Origin of the sequence: Kosakonia sp. S42 (assembly GCF_016624785.1) — a bacterium.
GTDB classification, from domain to species: Bacteria; Pseudomonadota; Gammaproteobacteria; order Enterobacterales; family Enterobacteriaceae; genus Kosakonia; species Kosakonia cowanii.
Genome location: NZ_JACVTW010000002.1, coordinates 209839 through 227066, shown reverse-complemented (window position 1 = coordinate 227066; position 17228 = coordinate 209839). Strand labels below are relative to the sequence as shown.

Here is a 17228-nt window from a genome sequence, read left to right as displayed (position 1 = left end):
GATGACGCAACTTATTCCACTCCATTTTCGCCACACCCGCTCGACGCCCTTCTGGACGAAAGAGACGGTGCCGCAGGCGCTTTTGACGCACCACAACACCAGGAAGGGGGTCTATGGCCGCCTGTCGGTGATGCAGGGCGCGGTGAAATACATCGGTTTTGCCAGTGAGCATGACACCACTCCTGAGCGAGAAGTGGTGATCGAAGCAGGGCAGTTTGGCATCAGCCCGCCGGAGTACTGGCACCGGGTTGAACTGTTGACCGATGACACTTACTTCAACCTCGATTTTTTTGCCGATCCTGATGCCGCGCTTGATGGTAAAGGCATCGGTCAGGTCGTCAATACCCACCGCCGTTAACCGCTTAGCGCCCGATCTTCCGGGCGCTTAAAAGTGATCGATAAACCGCCTGACCGCCGGTGAGCGCTCGAACTTGCGCCACGCCAGCGCCACATCGGTTTTCAAGGTGTTTCCCGCCACCGAATGAAACGTCACCATCGGATGCCCAAAGCAGGCCATCGACTGCGGAATGATGGCAAAGCCGAAACCGGCCGCCACCATGCTCAGGGATGAAGAGAACTGCGAGGCCTGATGGGCGTTATCCATCTCCACACCGGCACGCAGACAGGCGTTGTAGATCAGCTCATACAATCCTGGCGACACCGCTTGCGGAAAGATAATCAGCGGCGTGTTCTGCAATTCACTGAGCGCGATATCCGCCTTCGCCGACAGCGGATGGGTGCGGTGCAGGGCAATCAGCATCGGCTCCTCATCCACCAGCTTCAGGCTAAAGGTTTTGCTGCTTTCGCAGGGCAGGCGCACGAACGCCACGTCAATCAACCCCTCATCCAGGCCGTGGATCAGCGTCGCCATATTGTCCTCTTTCTGATAGAGCGCCACCTTCGGGTAGTCGCGCTGAAACTGGCGCAGCACCGAGAAGAAGTGGGTATGGAAAGCGTTGGAGCTGGTCACGCCAAGGTTGAGCTTACCGTTAATCCCCCGGGCAATGCCCTTCGCTTTTTCCAGCGCCGCATCGCTCATGGCGAGGATATGGCAGGCATCTTCATAGAAGGCCTCGCCAGCCTCGGTGAGCGTGACGCCACGCGTCAGGCGATGGAACAGCGGGGTGCCCACTTCCTGCTCAAGTCGACGGATCTGTTGGCTTAATGGCGGCTGCGACATACCGAGCATTTCGGCTGCCCGCGTGAAGTGTTGCGTCTGGGCAACGGCGACAAAATAACGTAAATAACGAAGTTCCATATCTAAAACATCTTAAACCCTCATGTTTTCTATATTGGAATCCCCCGCTGAAACGAGTCAATATTTAATCAGCTTTTCTAATCGTCTCTACAGTGGGGGAAAAGATGATGGGTAACGCAACTGATTGTTCTTGCGAAGGAAATCTACGAAACACAATTCGTGCTTTTTCTGAAAGCAAGCCAAACGGCGTGATATATCAAACATCGCTAATGAGTGCGCTACTTAGCGGAGTTTATGAAGGAAATACTACGATTAAGGATCTACTTAATCATGGTGATTTTGGTCTGGGTACATTTAATGAGCTTGATGGCGAATTAATTGCCTTTAACAGCGAAGTGTACCAATTACGTTCCGATGGCAGTGCCCGCGCCGCGCAGCCGGAGCAGAAAACCCCCTTTGCGGTGATGACCTGGTTTAAGCCGCAATACCGGCATGTGTTTGAAGAGCCGATCAGCCGCCAGGCGCTGCATGAAGTGATTGACCGGCAGATCCCGTCCGACAACCTCTTTTGCGCCCTGCGCATCGACGGCCATTTCCGCCATGCGCACACCCGCACCGTGCCGCGCCAGACGCCGCCCTATCGCGCCATGACCGATGTGCTCGACGATCAGCCGGTCTTCCGCTTTAACGGCCGCGACGGCGTGCTGGTCGGTTTCCGCACCCCGCAATATATGCAGGGGATCAATGTGGCGGGTTACCACGAGCATTTTATTACCGACGATCGCCACGGTGGCGGTCATCTCCTCGACTACCAGCTGGATCACGGCACGCTGACCTTTGGTGAAATCCATCAACTGATGATCGATCTCCCTGCCGATGAAGCCTTCCTGAAAGCGGATCTGCACCCGGATAATCTGGACGCCGCCATCCGTTCGGTTGAGAACTAAGTGATGTAAAGGAGTAGTGTATGAGCAACGAACGCCATACCCAGATGTGGGCCCACGGTGCCGACATGGTGGTGGGGCAACTGGAAGCGCAGGGTGTCAAACATGTCTTCGGCATCCCCGGCGCGAAAATCGATAAAGTGTTTGATTCTCTTCTCGATTCCTCAATTGAACTTATTCCGGTACGCCACGAAGCGAACGCCGCGTTTATGGCGGCAGCGGTCGGGCGTATCACCGGCAAAGCGGGCGTAGCGCTGGTGACCTCAGGTCCTGGCTGCTCCAACCTGATTACCGGCATGGCGACCGCCAACAGCGAAGGTGACCCGGTGGTCGCACTCGGTGGGGCGGTGAAACGCGCCGATAAAGCCAAGCTGGTGCACCAGAGCATGGACACGGTGGCGATGTTCCAGCCGGTGACCAAATATTCCGTTGAGATCTCCTCCCCGGATGCCATCTCTGAAGTGGTTTCGAACGCCTTCCGCGCCGCCGAACAGGGCCGCCCGGGCAGTGCGTTTGTCAGCATTCCGCAGGATATCTCTGACCAGCCTGCCAGCGGCAATATTCTGCCTTCTAACGCCGTCCCGCAGTTAGGCTCCGCGCCCGACAAGATGATTGACGAAGTGGCGAAGCTGATTGCCGGGGCGAAAAATCCCGTCTTCCTGCTCGGCCTGATGGCCAGCCGGGAAGAGAATATCGCCGCGCTGCATCACCTGCTGGAGAAAACCCATATTCCGGTGACCAGCACCTACCAGGCGGCGGGCGCAGTCAACCAGGAGCACTTCACCCGCTTTGCCGGGCGTGTGGGCCTGTTCAATAACCAGGCGGGCGACCGACTGCTGCACCTGGCGGACCTGGTGATCTGTATCGGCTACAGCCCGGTGGAGTATGAGCCAGCCATGTGGAACACCGGTGATGCGAAGCTGGTACATATTGATGTGCTGCCCGCCTATGAAGAGCGCAACTACTCGCCGAGCGTTGAGCTGATTGGCGATATCGCCAGCACGCTCGATAAGCTGGCACATAAGATTGCCGAACCGCTGGTGCTCTCGCCGCGCGCGTCGGAAATCCTTATCGACCGTCGCAACCAGCGCGAACTGCTCAGCCGTAAAGGCGCGCAGCTTAATCAGTTTGCTATTCACCCGCTGCGCATTGTCCGCGCGATGCAGGATATCGTGAATAACGACGTCACCCTGACGGTGGATATGGGCAGCTTCCATATCTGGATTGCCCGCTACCTCTATAGCTTCCGCGCGCGCCAGGTGATGATCTCCAACGGCCAGCAGACGATGGGCGTTGCCCTGCCGTGGGCGATTGGCGCATGGCTGGTGAATCCGGGGCGCAAAGTGGTCTCGGTCTCCGGCGACGGCGGATTTTTACAATCCAGCATGGAGCTGGAAACCGCGGTGCGTCTCGGTGCCAATATCCTGCACATCATCTGGGTGGATAACGCCTACAACATGGTGGCGATTCAGGAAGAGAAGAAATACCAGCGCCTCTCCGGGGTCAACTTCGGTCCGGTCGATTTTAAAGCCTATGCCGAATCCTTCGGCGCGAAAGGGTTTGCCGTTGAAAGCACCGCCGCGCTCGAGCCGACGCTGCGCGCAGCGATGGATACGCAAGGCCCGGCGGTGGTCGCCATTCCGGTGGACTACAGCGATAACCCGCTGTTGATGGGCCAGCTGCACCTCAGCCAGATTCTGTAAAAACTAAGGAGTCGTTATGAAAAAAGTGGCATTTGTTACCGGTGCCGGCCAGGGTATTGGTCGCGCAATCGCTCTGCGTCTGGCAAAAGATGGTTTTGCCATCGCCGTTGCCGACTACAACAGTGAGACCGCAAAAGCGGTGGCCGACGAGATCAACGCCAGCAACGGCAGCGCGATTGCCGTCACCGTTGACGTTTCCAACCGCGAGCAGGTGTTTGCTGCGGTCGAAGAGACGCGCAAAAAACTGAACGGCTTTGACGTGATCGTCAACAACGCCGGGGTTGCGCCTTCCACCCCGATTGAGTCCATCACCGAAGAGGTGATCGACAAGGTCTATAACATCAACGTGAAAGGCGTGATTTGGGGCATGCAGGCGGCGATTCAGGCCTTCAAAGCGGAAAAACACGGCGGCAAAATTATCAATGCCTGTTCACAGGCCGGTCACGTCGGCAACCCGGAACTGGCGGTTTATAGTTCAAGTAAATTCGCGGTACGCGGCTTAACCCAGACCGCCGCACGCGATCTGGCACCGCTGGGCATTACCGTTAACGGCTTCTGCCCGGGGATCGTTAAAACCCCGATGTGGGCCGAGATTGACCGTCAGGTCTCTGAAGCGGCGGGTAAACCGATCGGTTACGGTACTGAAGAGTTCGCGAAACGCATTACGCTTGGCCGCCTGTCAGAGCCGGAAGATGTCGCCGCGTGCGTCTCTTACCTTGCAAGCCCGGATTCTGACTACATGACCGGACAATCTCTGCTGATTGATGGCGGTATGGTCTTTAACTAAGTTTTACGGCTCGGACATGGCCTTGCCTCTGCCTTCGCGCAGGGGCTTTTTTTTATCTACACCTTTTGCGTTTTTCGGTAAACGAGCGAAGAAATTGTCGTTTTGGTTGCGCAGCAAAGTGCGTTTTACTGACAGCATCAACCCTCTGCTGGAGTACGTGCTGATGAAACAACGGCTGCAACAATGGCTTTCACGCCTCACCCCACCGCTGAGTGTGCCGGTAGAGGAGGGGGAGTTTGATGCCGGGCGTCATGTCGCGCTGCTTATTCCCTTTGGCCTGCTCTACGGTCTCGACTACCACCCCTCAATGTTGATTTACGATGAAAAGTGAGCGCTTCCACCTCGTCATGCGCTACAGCTACTGGAATGAACTGTGCGCGCTAACGCACGGCCCGTCAGCGGCGGGCTCTCTTCTCTTATTGATTGATGAACAGGTACACCCCCTCTTTTTCCGCACCGCTTAAGGTCATCAGTGCTGATGCACGTCAGGCGCAATAAACTCAGCGCTGCCTCGCATTTTTTGACTTTTTCATCCCCTCTACGCGTTATTTTTCCCGGCTTATAACGAAGCTCACAATTTCATCACTTCATCTTGTATGGTAGTAGACTTGAAATCATCAGCAGAGATAACGTGGGTGCCGTGAAGCATGCGTCCTCAATCTGGCTGCGCAAAACAACGGCCAGCGGTTAACGCGATAATCCTTAGATGGGGTTTTTATGTCTCTGATAACTAAAATGATTAATCAAAATGCGGGAGGGGATGATGAGTCGTAAACAGCGTAAAGTCACCATCCCTGTCAGCATTGGCTACGGCATGACGGATATTATGGGCGGCGGCGCCTTTACGGTCATTGGCGCCTGGCTGCTCTTCTACTACACCACCTTTGTTGGCCTGTCACCGCTGGAAGCCGCCTCTATTGTGGCCATTGCCCGCATCGTTGACGCCATCGTCAGCCTGTTTATGGGCAGCTTTACCGACCACTTCTATAAAAATGCCTTAGGCAAAAAGTTTGGCCGCCGCCGCTTCTTTCTGCTGATTGGCGCGCCGCTAATGCTGGTCTATATCCTGCTCTGGCTCAACGGCATGAACTTCTGGTTCTACCTCGCCGTCTATCTCGCTTTTGAGATCATCGCCGCGATGGTGCTGATCCCCTGGGAGACGCTGCCATCAGAGATGACGAAAGATTTTAACGATCGCACCAAGCTCTCAACCTGCCGCATGTTTCTTTCCGCGTCCGGCACCTTTCTCGCTACCTTTATTCCGGGCTTGCTGATTGGCTGGCTGGGCGAGAAGAATGCCGATGCGTATCTCATCAACGGTATTGTTTTCGCGGTGCTGTTTATGGTCTGCGTCTTTATCTCCTGGCGCGTCACCTGGGAGCGCGAGTTAACGCCGGAGATGCTGGCCGAGATGGAGAAAGCGGCGCAGAAGCGCAGCATGGCACAGACGCTCTCCGGCATTGGCGCGCTGTTTAAAGATTATGCCTCTACGCTCAAGATCCGCGCCTTTCGTAAACATCTGGCTATCTACCTCTTCTCCTTTACCGCGAAAGATGTCTACAACACGGTGTTCGTTTTCTTCTGCGTTTACTGCCTGAATGTCTCGTCATCACTGGCGGGGACGCTGCTGTCGATGAGCATTGTTGGCCTGCCGGTGACGCTGGCGGCAGGGGTGGCGATCATCAAATTTGGCCCCTCGCGCCTCTATGTTTTCGCCTATAGCCTGATGATGATCTGCCTGGCGGGCTTCTTCCTGGTCTATCAATTCCCGACCGAGCACAAAGTGCTGATGCTGGTGATCCTCGCCGGGGTCTATCAGGTGGGGCGCTGCGTGCTGGAGTTCACGCCGTGGAACGTCTTCCCGTTTATTCCCGATATTGACGAAATGGTGACGCGCCAGCGCCGCGAAGGGCTGTTCGCTGCGGTGATGACCTTCTCACGCAAAACCACGGTGGCCATCGCGACCTTTGCGGTGGGGCTACTGCTGCAAAGCGGTGGTTTCGTGAAAGGCAGCCAGGTGCAGCCGCAGGAAGCGATCAACACCATTGTGATGCTGCTGTTTGTCGGCACCGTCGGCCTGCTGCTGGTGGCGCTATGGCAGGCACTGACCTTCCATCTCAATAAGCGCACGCACCGCATCTTCGTCGAAGAGCTGGATCGCCTGAAGGCGGGCGGCCTGAAGCAGAACGTGACACCACAAGCGCGCCATATTGTTGAAGATCTCACCGGCCACGCTTACGACTCCCTGTGGAGCGACGTACCGCAACCCGCATTAAAATCTGCCACACCCACCTCCTCGCTGAGCTAACGTTACCGCTCATCAAGGCCATGCTTGTCAGCGTGGCCTTTCTTATTTCCAGCTCCCAACGCAATCAAATAATTTAATCTTAAAAGCACTAAGGGAAGAATATTATTGTTTCGTCTTTTATAACGAATAAGTAATAACTTCTTAATATTATTAGAGAGCGATCACATCAGGCGGTTTTTTTAAATGAAACTGCAATGGCGGAGAATTATATTGACTCTGCACGTACTGCTATTTTATTTCTTTACGGAGTTTTCTCGTTATTAACGTAATTAACGGTGTCGATCTTTCTGTTTTCGGATAATTATTTACAGGGAGTTGCTATGGCCACTATAGAAAATAGATCGCTGTTTTCACGAATGATGTTATGGGTAAATGAACGTTTTCCATTAGCCAATACCCCGCTCTTTTTTATTCTCTGGTTTTTATCCTTTTCAGTCGCATTACCCGCGCAAGAGAGTAGTAGCCCGGTAAAAATTGCTCTCGGTGGCCTGCTGTCACTCTCCTTTTTTCTGCTGCTGCGCGTGCTGGATGAACATAAAGATTATGCCGATGACTGCCTTCACCACCCGCAGAGAGTGTTGCAGCAGGGCATTATCAGCCTCACTCACCTGAAGTTCCTCGGCGCGCTCTGCATGCTTGTCCAGCTGGGCGGCATCGCGCTGCTCAGCGATGGCGAGCCGCAGATATGGCTAAGCTGGGGGCTGCTGCTCTGCTGGACCTTGCTGATGACAAAAGAGTTTTTCGTCGACGAGTGGCTTAAACAGCACTTCTCCCTCTATGCGCTCTCCCACACGCTGGTGATGCCGTTTGTTATCGGCTGGCTGGCAACCCTCGCCTCGCCTGCGGCAACGCTTAATCTGCCGCTTATTTTGCTGATGCTGCTCGCCTTCTTATGCGGATTAAGTTTTGAAATTACCCGGAAATGTAAAGGGCCGGACGAGGATCGCGAAGAGGTCACTAGCTGGTCGCAATTATATGGTCGCCCCCTGTCGGTATTGATGATTATCGGCCTGCTGATATTGATGGTCATCGTGCAGTATTTTCTTATTTTGTGCAAAACCGGTGCGGTATCAATCTGGTTTTATGCGGCAAGTGCTTTTATTAATTTCTTCACCATAAGCCAGTTGCTGATTTTTCTGATTAATGCCAATCAACAGAACAGAAAAAGAAATGAAGCGATGGTCGGTATGGCAATGCTGACAGGATATTTGCTGTGTATCGTTGAAATATATTTGTAGCGCAAGGGAAGGGAATAATGATGATGGAATCGTTAATTGCGGCGACAATTGTCGATATACGCCCGGCTGAGTTTACACTCTTATTTGAAAGCGAGGAGCGCTGTAATGTCTTTATCACGGACCCGCAGCGCGCGTTATCTCTCTACGATCGGGCGGTACAGCTCCCGGCGCTAAAAATCCTGCATAAAGAGCGCCAGCAGAGCGGGCAGTGGCTGGCGACATTAACCTGCCGCTCGCCGCAGGAGAATAAACAGTGCTACTGGCAGCTCAAGCTGTGCCGCCCGCGCGATGACATCCCTGAACGTGCCGCCACCTTACCCCGCCGCCATCTCTACGACTGGAGCGAGAAGGCGCGGCAAATGAGGCTGGCCTGGCTGCGTCAGCACACCGGCCACGCTTTAAACCAGATCGCTACCACCCGCCTGCAGGCGGAAAAGCTGCAAAGTCATCTTGAGGGGTTTATCGGCTCGGTTGAAGTTCCCGTCGGTATTGCCGGTCCGCTGCTGATCAACGGCTGGCGCGCGAAGGGGATCTTTTACGCACCGCTGGCGACCAGCGAAGGGGCGCTGGTGGCCTCCGTTTCGCGTGGTGCCAGCGCCATCACCCACAGCGGCGGGGCGACAGCGCGCGTCATCGGCCAGCGGATGATGCGCTCGCCACGCTTCGAATTTCCCTCAGTGCGCGACGCGCTCGCCTTTTGCGCCTGGGCCGAGGACTATTTCACCGACATCAGCGACATTGTGTGCCAGCACTCGCGTTTTGCGCGCCTCACCAGCCTGACGCCGCGCATCATCGGCAATGCCGTGCATCTGACCTTCACCTATTACACCGCCGATGCCGCCGGGCAGAATATGACCACCACCTGCACCTGGCAGGCGTGCCGCTGGATCCTCGCGCATCTTCCGCTGGCGTTAACTCCCCAGCGCTACATTCTGGAAAGCAACCTCTCCAGCGATAAGAAAAGCTCGTGGAGCAGCTTTGCGCAGGGCAGGGGAACCCAGGTTATCGCCGAGGCGACGCTCACCGCTGCCGCCTGCCGCAGCCGTCTGCGCATTGAGCCAGCGCAACTGGTCGGGGCGTTTCAGGGCTTTTGTGAAGGCTCCGTCGCTGCCGGCATGACCGGGGTAAATATCAATACCGCTAACGTTATCGCGGCGATGTTTACCGCGCTCGGCCAGGATATCGCCTGTAGCCATGAATCCTCCCTCTCGCAGCTGCAAATGCGCCTCACGCCAGAGGGCAACGTCTATTGCAGCATGACGCTTCCGGCGCTGGTGATTGGCACCGTCGGCGGCGGGACCGCGCTTCCCGACCAGGCTGAGTGCCTGCAAATGCTGGGCTGCCAGGGCGCCAACGGCAGCGAAAGGCTGGCGGAGATCATCGCCTCATTTTGCCTGGCGCTCGATATCTCAACCCTCAGCGCGCTGGCGAGCGACGAATTTGCCAAATCCCATGAGCGGCTTGGTCGAACGCGGCGTAACGCCCCGCCGGGCAGGAGGGGAGGCGATCCGCTGCACCGCTGCTTTCAGCACGCCCGCTATACCGCCGCGTGGGGCGAGCAACCACCTATAAACATCACTCCGGTGCGCTGGCAGGGAAACCAGGACAGTATTTTGACGGCGTTCAGTTCGCACAGCGCGACGCTGCCCGTCGGCCTGTTTGCCTATCGGCTGGAGCGTGAAGATGGCACGCAGGTGGCGGCGCTACTGAAGCACAAACCGCCAACCGATTCGATAACCCAGCTGCTGCACTCACTGGCGGCAGGCTGCACGCCCGAGCTTGCCGAACTGCTTACGCGCCTGCTGCCTGCCAGCGAGTTCAGCCACGCGCGCGAAAGGGAGATGGCGCTCATCACGCAAAGCGATCCCGCCTTTACCCGCCATGTGCCGACGCTCTACGGCACCTACGAAGATGGCAAGCAGAGCGTCATCATTGAGGAGCTGCTCGGGCAAGAAGTGCTGCTCAACAGCCTCTCCAGCGGTGTGCGCTGGCAGCCCGCACAGATCGATGCCGCGCTGCGGGGCATCGCCGATATCCATGCGCTCTGGTATCGCCGCCATGATGACCTGCAAACCACCTTTCACCATATCAACTCTCCCTCTGCCGACACAATTAACAGCATGGTGCCGTTGTGGCAGGCCATCGCCGCCTTCAGCCATCGCACCGCGCCACAGCTTTTCACCACATCGCTGCTGCACCACTGGCTGGACTGCGCCGAAAACAGCGCGGCGCAGTGGCGCGAACTGGCGACGCTGCCGAGAACGCTGGTGCATAACGACTTCAGCCCGCGCAACATCGCGCTGCGCCGGGAGGATTCGCGGCTCTGCTGCTGGGACTGGGAGCTGGCGACGCTGCATGTTCCGCAGCGCGATCTGGCTGAGCTATTAACGTGGACGCTAGATGAGCGCGCCACGCTGCCAACGCTGTTACATCACGTGGAGTTTCACCGCAGCCAGCTGGCGACGCGGCTGGGCACCGCTATCGATACCGGGGAGTGGTATCGCGGTTTCTGCCTCGCCCTGCGCGACTTCGGCCTGCGCCGGTTGTCGTTTTACCTGATGCTTCATCACGTCAAGCCACGGCCCTGGTTCCCCGCCCTTTTGCGCACCTGGGGGCATCTGGTCGGGCTGAGCCAACAACGGATCTAAAAGGAGTTACCGTGAACTATCTCTACTCTGCCGCAGAGGCGGCTACCCTCAATGAGCAGCAACTGGGCGGCAAGGCAGCCAACCTGTTGTGGCTCACTGCCCACGGCTATCCGGTACCGAACTGGTGGGTGATCCCCGCCAGCGCGATGGATGAGATGCTGCGTTGTGATGCAAAAGTTGCGCAGTTGATAGCGCAACTCTCACCACTGATGCCCGCCGATCAGATTGAAACCCTTGCCGGGAAAATCAGCGCGCGCCTCGCCCGCCTTACGCTGCCGGAACCGCTGATGCAGGCGCTCGACGCCCTTGATGGTGAGATGCTCTGGGCGGTGCGATCTTCTTGCAGCGACGAGGATGCCCGCCAGGCCTCGTTCGCCGGGCAGATGGACAGCTTTCTGTTTCAGCGCGGCAAGCAGCAGCTGGTCGATGCGGTAAAAGGGGTGATGATGTCGACATGGAGCGCGCGCGCCATGGCCTACCGCCTGCGCAAAGGGCTGGCGCTAAGCGCGATCCACTGTTCGGTCATTATTCAGGAGATGGTCGAAGGTGAGGTGTCAGGCGTGCTGTTTACCGCGCACCCGGTCAGCGGGTCGCGCCGGACGATGCTTATCTCCGCCGCCTGGGGCAGTGGGGAGGGGATCGTCTCCGGGCAGTGCAGCACCGACGAATTTAGCGTGCCGCTAGAGGGCAATAGCTTCACGCAATCCCTCAGCGAAAAAACCACCGCGGTGGTCTTTGACCGCAAGCGCGGCAGCGGCACTCGCGAGGTGGCGCTTGCTGCCGACCAGGCGGCGGCATCCTCGCTGACGGCAGCGCAGATCTTCGCCCTGCGCGATATGGGCGCCGCCATCGCCCGGGCGCTGCGCGCGCCGCAGGACATTGAGTGGACGCTCAAAGATAACCATCTCTACCTGCTGCAAACCCGCCCCATCACCCATCTGCCGAAAGATAGCGGCTGCGCGAGCGAGACGCTGATCTGTGACAATGCCAATATTCAGGAGTCTTACTGCGGGGTGACGACGCCGCTCACCTTCTCCTTTGCCCGCGCCGCTTACGCCACCGTATATGAGCAAACCCTGCAACTGGTGGGTTGCTCTGCCAGGGAGCGCGACCAGCGCCGGGCCATCACCGACAATATGCTCAGCCTGGTGCGCGGGCGGGTCTACTACAACATCCAGAACTGGTATCGCGCCCTGCTGCTGCTGCCGTCGTTCAGGATGAATAAGCGTGATATGGAAGCGATGATGGGGCTGGAGGAGCCGGTCGACCCCATCAGGGATAAGCAGCTCTCCACCTGTGAAAAGCTCACCGCGCTGCCAGCGATGCTAAAGATGGGGGCGCGGGTTGGCTGGGCGCTCTTCACCCTTGAACCGCGCATCCGTGACTTTTTGCATAACTACACTCTCGCGCAGAGTTATATCGATCGCGACGCTCTCCACACCCTCTCTCCGGCGGAGCTTATCGCCCGGCTTAAATACCTTGATCAACACCTGCTGGCGCGCTGGACCGCGCCAATTGTGAATGACTTTTACGTGGCCCGTTACAACGGCAAGGTGCAGGCGGTGCTGCGCGAACTCTGGCCCAATGAGCATCAGCAAATGAGCGGCGATCTGCTGGCGGACGAGGGGCAGATTGTCAGCACGGAGCCAACCCGACATCTGCTGGCGCTAAGCCAGTACGCCCGCCAACGCCCGCAGCTGGCGGCGCTGATTCAGAGCGATGCCAGCGCCCATCTGCTTATTCGCCTGAAAGCGCTGGACGAGCACTTCTACCAGCAGTGTCTCGACTACATCGAACGCTACGGCGATCGCACCATTGGCGAACTCAAGCTGGAAACTATCACGCTACGCCAGGATCCCCGTTTTCTCTTTAACGTGCTGCGTAACTACCTGAACAGCGAAACCGTGCACGCAAAGCCGACGGGCACGCTGCGCTCCGCAGCGGAAGAGAGAGTCTTCTGCCGTTTACAGCAGACGCGGGGCAAACGCGCGCTGGCGCGCTTTAAGCGCGATCTCAGCAGGCTGAGGCGTGCGATCCACCACCGCGAAACGATGCGCTTCACCCGCACAAAAATGTTCGCCCTGTACCGCGATATCTATCTCCAGCTGGGGCACCAGCTGGCACTGGAAGGTGTGCTGGAGAGCGATCGGGATATCTTCTGGCTGACACGGGAGGAGATCTACCAGGGGCTTGAGGGAACGGCGGTGCAAACGGGCTTAACCACACTTATCGCCCAGCGCCGCGCCGAATATGCGGGTTATCAGCAGGAGGAGGAGCCAGCTAACCGTCTCTCTCTTACCCAGACGCTATTCCAGCAGCAAACCTTACACGCCGCGCCGCAGCCGAAGGCGGAGGTTACGCAACTGCAAGGCACCGGCTGCTACCCCGGCACGGTAGAAGCGCCTGTAAGCCTGGTGCTCGCGCCGGAGAAGGCGAGCAATCTGGACGGCACCATCCTCTGCACTCTGCGCACCGATCCGGGCTGGGCACCGCTCTTTCCCGGTCTTAGCGGATTGATTGTCGAGCGTGGATCGACGCTATCGCACTCCGCCATCGTCGCCCGCGAGATGGGCATTCCGGCGATTGTTGGCGTGCCCGGCGTGACCCGCCAGCTTCAGCAGGGCGAGGTAGTTCGCATGGATGGCGCGAAGGGGCAGATTACGCGCGGCACAGAGAGAGGGAGCGTGGAAAATGAACCGACCGTTGATTGAGCAGGAGTGGCAGGCGGGCGATACGCTGGATAAGGGCTTTCTGGCGATTGCACCGCACATCTATGCCCATGACCCTTTCTGGCCGGGCGAAGATGAGGCCGTGATGACTCGTCAGTTCAGCGCCGCCAACCCCTTTATGCAGCAGGGGCGCGTCTGGACCGGCTACATTCGGGACTGCGCGCGCCTGGCGGGCTTCGCCACCCTCAACGCCGCCGGGGAAACGGTGGTCAACTTTGGTTTCTGGGAAACCATCAATAACCGCATTCCCAACCATCGCCTGTTTCGCGCCCTGATGCGCTGGGCGAAAAAACAGGGCGCCTCACGGCTTATCGGCCCGATTAATTTCTGCACCTTAGGTAAATTTCGCCTGCGGCTGGATACGCCGACCTGCGCGCCGTTTGCCGGTGAGCCCTATAACCCGCCCTGGTATCAACTTCTGCTTGGGCAGATGGGCTTTCAGCCGCTGGCGCGCTACTTTTCGCTGTTTGAAGAGGCAAACGTGGTGCGCCAACTCTCACTGCCGGGAGAGGATCCCGGGCGCTGGCGCACCGCTGACTTTTCCCTCCAGCCGCTGACGCCCACACTCTGGCAGGCGCACCGGCAGGCGCTGTATGCGCTCATCACCCGGCACTTTGCTAACAATATCGGCTGGAGCATCAGCAGCGAGGCGCTCTTCGACTGGCACTTTAACGCCGGTACGCTGCAACCCTATTGCCAGGCACCCGGCTCCTGTCTCGCCTTCGGTCCGCAGGGCGATGTCGCCGGGCTGCTGTTTACGCTGGCAGATAAGCGCCAGCGGGCGGGGATCTTCAAAACCATCATGATTGTGCCGCGCTACCGCCGCTCTCTGCTCTACGCCACGCTGGTGCGCCGCTTTCTCTTCAGCTTCGATGCCCAGTGGCCGCGCCTCGGTGCGGCGCTGCTTAACTGGAAAGGGCCAACAACCGCTACCGCGCTCCGTGCCTGTTGCAGCCCGAACAAGGTTTTTCACCACTATGGACTCTACTACAGGGATGTGCGCCATGAACTTCTGTGACTTTTTGCTGCAACAGCCCCCTTCGCTGCCCGCGCTCTGTGCCGGGCTTGAAACAGTCACCTATGCCCAGCTTCTCTCCCGTGCGGCGGTGTATCAACGCAGGCTGGAGCGCAGCGGGCTGCATGCGTGGCAGCGCGTGCTGCTGCTGATGACGCCGGGCATCGAGTTTTACCTGCTGCTCTACGCGATGCTGGGAGCCGGGCTGATTCCGGTACTGGTGCAAAAAGAGATGGCGCGACAACAGCTACGCAGTTGCCTGAAACAGGCGCGTCTGAGCGCCATGATCGTGGCGCAGAGCGCCGCAAAAGGGTGGTGTCTGCTGCCGGAGCTGTGGATGATTCGCCGCTTTACGATCGATACGCCGCGGATCTTTACCGCCCCTTTAGCGCAGGCAGAGCCGGAGGGCGTTAACACCGCTTTTCGCGTGGAAAATCTTGATGACGAGGCGACCGCGCTGCTGACCTTTACCAGCGGATCGACGGGCACACCAAAAGGCGTGGTGCGCTCCCACCACTCGCTGCGGGCGCAGTGTCAGGCGATGAGCCACTGCTTTCCACACCGCCAGCAGCGGGATGTAACCTCTTTTCCGATCCTGACGCTGTTCAGCCATTTTCACGCGGGCTGTTGCTCTCTGCTGCCCGGTTTTGATGATCAGGGGCGCCTGCCGGTGCAGATGATTGCCGACGCGATTAATGCCCAACAGATCACGCGCCTGAGCGTCTCGCCCGCCTGGCTAAGAGAGCTTGTCGCCTATGCCGAAGTCCAGCCGTGTACCTTTCCGTCGGTAAGAGAGGTGATTATTGGCGGTGCGCCGGTAACGCGGGCGCTGTTACTGGCTGCCCGCAGCTATTTCCCGAAGGCCGCCTGCGCGGTTAACTATGGCGCGTCGGAAGCCGATCCCATCAGCAATGTTAGCGTCGACGAGCTTCTTGACGCCTGGGATCGGCAGCCTGGCTACCTTGTCGGGCGACCAGGGCCGCAAACCGCGATCCTGATTGCCCGCGAGCGGGTTCCTCAGCCCGTGGGGGAGGAGGGGGAGATCCTGGTCTGCGGGCCGCAGGTGCTGACCCGCTATCTCAATAACCTGCAGGCCGAGCAGCGCACGAAAATCCGCGATCCCGAGGGGCGCATCTGGCATCGCACCGGAGACAGCGGCTTTCTCGACGCGCAGCAGCGCCTCTGGTTGACGGGCAGGATCGCCGACCAACTGCGCACGCCGTCGGGCTTAACGCTCTCGCCCTATCCGGTGGAAAAGCAGCTTAATGGCCTGCCGGGGATCGCCGCCAGCGCGGTGGTGCAGGGGCCGCAGGGAGAAATTGGCGTGGTGCTGCAACAGGCGGCGCAGTGCCGCACCGCCGCGCCGTTGCTGGCAACCCTCTTTCCCGACGAGACGATCCGCTTCTGGCTCTGCGCGAAGCTGCCCGTTGATGCGCGGCATCACAGCCGTATCGACCGCGCGCGGCTGCGTTGCCTGATAGCACGGCGAAAAGTGAAAGCGTTTTTTCCGGAGGTGCAAGGATGAACTATCCCTTTATCTGCCGTCTCTCGCTGCCGGATTGCCTGACGCTGACGGGCATGGTTATCGCCCTCGGCGGGATCGGTGCCGCCTTGTCCGGCGCTCTATGGCTCAGTATCAGCCTGCTTTACCTCGCGATGCTGGCCGATGCGCTGGATGGCAAACTGGCGCGCTGGCTCGGCTGTGAGCGCCCCTTTGGTCGCTACCTTGACGGCTTTTGCGATCTGCTGCTCTACCTGGTGGCACCCGCGCTGATTTTTTACCTCAGCGGCTATCGCGGCGGTAACGCCTTTTTTCTCGCCCTGATGGTGGTGTGCGGCGCACTTCGCCTCTCCCGGTTCAATGAAAGCGGCAATATCACCCACCATGCCGCACTGGCGTATCTGGGCATGCCGGTCTTCTGGAGCCTCTTTATCCTTAGCGGCTGGGCGCTGCTGGCCCTCGTTTTACCGCCGCTGATCTGCGCCCGGCTGCTGAGCGTGGCATTAACGCTCTTCAGCCTGGCGATGCTTCTCAACCGCCCCTTCCCGAAGTTCTCCTCACTGATAACGTTGATAACGCTCTGCCTGAGCGGCGCGGCACTGTTCGGCTTACTGCATCTCGGAGGCGTGCATGGATAACCCCTCCCTGTGGGCGCTCTGGCAGCTGCTGCTACCGGTGTTTATTGCCGGTTGCGTGCATATGGCGGTGGTAACCTGCAACGTGCTGCCCGGGCTTGCGGTGCCGCTCAATGTGCGTCTGTTTGGCGGCAACAAAACCTGGCGAGGGATGGTGATTGTGCCGCTTATCAGCATGCTGGCGGCACCCCTCTGTCTGGCAAATGAGATGGAAAACCCGTGGCTGCTGGGCGCGGCGACGGGGCTGGGGTATATGCTGGGTGAGCTGCCGAACTCGGCGCTGAAAAGGGCGCTGGGGATTGCGCCGGGCACGCTGCCCGCGCGCGGTAGGTGGCTGTTTCTCTTTCTCGACCAGGCGGACTCCGGCCTCGGTGTAGCGCTGGCCTGCGGCTGGCGGCTGGCGCTGGATATGCGCCAGATTCTGCTTCTGCTGGCGCTCTTTATCCTCAGCGTGCCGGCCATCAAGTTAACGCTCTTTTCACTCGGGCTTAAAAAGAGCCGCTTCTGATGCAGAGATAAAAA

General features: G+C 58.5%; 14 protein-coding genes. 13 read left to right on the top strand and 1 reads right to left on the bottom strand.

What is annotated here, in order from left to right; all coding sequences use genetic code 11:
• The first annotated feature begins 1 nt into the window (after position 1).
• On the top strand, positions 2–358 hold the full coding sequence (locus IAE50_RS04425) for a DUF1971 domain-containing protein (protein WP_200579687.1): 357 nt from the start codon (positions 2–4) through the stop codon (positions 356–358).
• A gap of 27 nt (positions 359–385) precedes the next feature.
• On the opposite strand, the gene IAE50_RS04420 is transcribed toward IAE50_RS04425, so the two are convergent.
• A complete protein-coding gene (locus IAE50_RS04420) occupies positions 386–1258 on the bottom strand; it encodes a LysR family transcriptional regulator (RefSeq protein WP_023480780.1) in 873 nt (290 codons plus the stop codon).
• A gap of 107 nt (positions 1259–1365) precedes the next feature.
• On the opposite strand from IAE50_RS04420, the gene budA reads away from it, so the two are divergent.
• The 12 genes from budA (at position 1366) to IAE50_RS04360 (ending at position 17214) form a co-directional block, all read left to right on the top strand.
• Positions 1366–2145, top strand: a complete 780-nt coding sequence (gene budA / locus IAE50_RS04415) for an acetolactate decarboxylase (protein ID WP_200579772.1) — start codon at positions 1366–1368, stop codon at positions 2143–2145.
• Positions 2146–2165: 20 nt separating this feature from the next.
• Positions 2166–3845 (top strand): acetolactate synthase AlsS, encoded by a 1680-nt coding sequence (alsS, locus tag IAE50_RS04410; protein ID WP_200134782.1) that lies wholly within the window; start codon positions 2166–2168, stop codon positions 3843–3845.
• Positions 3846–3861: 16 nt separating this feature from the next.
• Positions 3862–4632 carry a (S)-acetoin forming diacetyl reductase gene (locus IAE50_RS04405; protein ID WP_042718043.1) on the top strand — a complete coding sequence of 257 codons (771 nt, stop codon included), beginning with the start codon at positions 3862–3864 and terminating at the stop codon, positions 4630–4632.
• 94 nt (positions 4633–4726) lie between these two features.
• On the top strand, positions 4727–4963 hold the full coding sequence (locus IAE50_RS04400) for a hypothetical protein (protein WP_200579777.1): 237 nt from the start codon (positions 4727–4729) through the stop codon (positions 4961–4963).
• A gap of 432 nt (positions 4964–5395) precedes the next feature.
• Complete coding sequence (locus IAE50_RS04395) at positions 5396–6940, top strand: MFS transporter (RefSeq protein WP_200579771.1); 1545 nt, start codon at positions 5396–5398, stop codon at positions 6938–6940.
• A gap of 320 nt (positions 6941–7260) precedes the next feature.
• Positions 7261–8178, top strand: coding sequence for a UbiA family prenyltransferase (locus IAE50_RS04390; RefSeq protein ID WP_200579686.1), 918 nt, complete (start codon positions 7261–7263; stop codon positions 8176–8178).
• A 17-nt stretch (positions 8179–8195) separates the two neighbouring features.
• Entirely contained in the window at positions 8196–10826 is a 2631-nt protein-coding gene (locus IAE50_RS04385; protein ID WP_200579685.1) for a phosphotransferase, read from the top strand.
• 11 nt (positions 10827–10837) lie between these two features.
• Positions 10838–13537 carry a phosphoenolpyruvate synthase gene (locus tag IAE50_RS04380; RefSeq protein WP_200579684.1) on the top strand — a complete coding sequence of 900 codons (2700 nt, stop codon included), beginning with the start codon at positions 10838–10840 and terminating at the stop codon, positions 13535–13537.
• On the top strand, positions 13518–14573 hold the full coding sequence (locus tag IAE50_RS04375) for a hypothetical protein (protein WP_200579683.1): 1056 nt from the start codon (positions 13518–13520) through the stop codon (positions 14571–14573). Before IAE50_RS04380 ends, IAE50_RS04375 begins: the two co-directional genes overlap by 20 nt.
• Complete coding sequence (locus IAE50_RS04370) at positions 14560–16095, top strand: AMP-binding protein (protein ID WP_200579682.1); 1536 nt, start codon at positions 14560–14562, stop codon at positions 16093–16095. The genes IAE50_RS04375 and IAE50_RS04370 overlap by 14 nt, the downstream gene beginning before the upstream one ends.
• Positions 16092–16709, top strand: a complete 618-nt coding sequence (locus IAE50_RS04365) for a phosphatidylcholine/phosphatidylserine synthase (RefSeq protein WP_200579681.1) — start codon at positions 16092–16094, stop codon at positions 16707–16709. The genes IAE50_RS04370 and IAE50_RS04365 overlap by 4 nt, the downstream gene beginning before the upstream one ends.
• Entirely contained in the window at positions 16702–17214 is a 513-nt protein-coding gene (locus IAE50_RS04360) for a hypothetical protein (RefSeq protein WP_200579680.1), read from the top strand. The genes IAE50_RS04365 and IAE50_RS04360 overlap by 8 nt, the downstream gene beginning before the upstream one ends.
• The last annotated feature ends 14 nt before the right edge of the window (positions 17215–17228 follow it).

Bases quoted from the DNA above. Each gene is read 5' to 3' on its own strand.
- budA (WP_200579772.1), top strand. From the start codon at position 1,366: ATGGGTAACGCAACTGATTGTTCTTGCGAAGGAAATCTACGAAACACA.
- IAE50_RS04395 (WP_200579771.1), top strand. From the start codon at position 5,396: ATGAGTCGTAAACAGCGTAAAGTCACCATCCCTGTCAGCATTGGCTAC.
- IAE50_RS04420 (WP_023480780.1), bottom strand. From the start codon at position 1,258: ATGGAACTTCGTTATTTACGTTATTTTGTCGCCGTTGCCCAGACGCAA.
- IAE50_RS04370 (WP_200579682.1), top strand. From the start codon at position 14,560: ATGAACTTCTGTGACTTTTTGCTGCAACAGCCCCCTTCGCTGCCCGCG.
- alsS (WP_200134782.1), top strand. From the start codon at position 2,166: ATGAGCAACGAACGCCATACCCAGATGTGGGCCCACGGTGCCGACATG.
- IAE50_RS04360 (WP_200579680.1), top strand. From the start codon at position 16,702: ATGGATAACCCCTCCCTGTGGGCGCTCTGGCAGCTGCTGCTACCGGTG.
- IAE50_RS04390 (WP_200579686.1), top strand. From the start codon at position 7,261: ATGGCCACTATAGAAAATAGATCGCTGTTTTCACGAATGATGTTATGG.
- IAE50_RS04365 (WP_200579681.1), top strand. From the start codon at position 16,092: ATGAACTATCCCTTTATCTGCCGTCTCTCGCTGCCGGATTGCCTGACG.
- IAE50_RS04425 (WP_200579687.1), top strand. From the start codon at position 2: ATGACGCAACTTATTCCACTCCATTTTCGCCACACCCGCTCGACGCCC.
- IAE50_RS04385 (WP_200579685.1), top strand. From the start codon at position 8,196: ATGATGATGGAATCGTTAATTGCGGCGACAATTGTCGATATACGCCCG.
- IAE50_RS04375 (WP_200579683.1), top strand. From the start codon at position 13,518: ATGAACCGACCGTTGATTGAGCAGGAGTGGCAGGCGGGCGATACGCTG.
- IAE50_RS04405 (WP_042718043.1), top strand. From the start codon at position 3,862: ATGAAAAAAGTGGCATTTGTTACCGGTGCCGGCCAGGGTATTGGTCGC.